Genomic DNA, 641 nt, shown 5'->3' with positions numbered 1-641 from the left:
CATTGCCTCAACGCTCTCATGGCCGCCAGTAATCACTTGGTACTTACCGTTTACGATAAACGCTGGCACAGAATTGATTTGGCCACGAGTAGTGATGGATTCAGCTTTAGTGATGTATTCAAACAGTTTTTCTTGTTGAGCCTCATCAAGATGGTATGGGCTGATCAAGTTACGAGATTCAAAAGCTTTCTCTACCGCTTGTTGACGCTCTTCTGCTGTTGCATCTGCGCCCATTTGAACCGCTGCAAATAAATCAGCCATGAATGCTTTATCTGGTGTTGCGTCGAGCTGCATGACAGCAGTGTAGAAGATAATTGCGCTGATCTGAGCACTTTCATTGAAAGTCACGTGCATCTTTTCAACTTTTTGCTCTGTTAGCGATTCAATTTGAGGGACAAACTCTTCCATTGAACGACAATGGCCGCAAGTTAGGGCAAAAGCTTCGGTTAGTGGCGCCAGATTGTATTCTTGAAGAGAAACAGGCAACACTTCGTATTGCTTACCTTGTTGTGGCTGACTATTGCCGCTGTCACATGCTGACAGAGCCGCAATAGCGGCAAATAAAGCGACGCCTTTTGAGATAGTTTTAAACATAACAACGCTCTGAATGAGAAATTTACGGTAGTTTATCGGTTAACGAT

1 protein-coding gene is annotated in these 641 nt (G+C 44.0%); it reads right to left on the bottom strand.

Annotated elements, in window-relative coordinates; translation table 11 throughout:
• Positions 1-594 (bottom strand): thiol:disulfide interchange protein DsbA/DsbL (locus R8N49_RS28055; RefSeq protein WP_318190562.1); only part of this gene is annotated, 594 nt, incomplete at its 3' end.
• Positions 595-641: the final 47 nt, after the last annotated feature.

The organism is Vibrio sp. 1978 (genome assembly GCF_033344345.1).
This window is presented reverse-complemented; position numbering and strand designations above follow the sequence as displayed.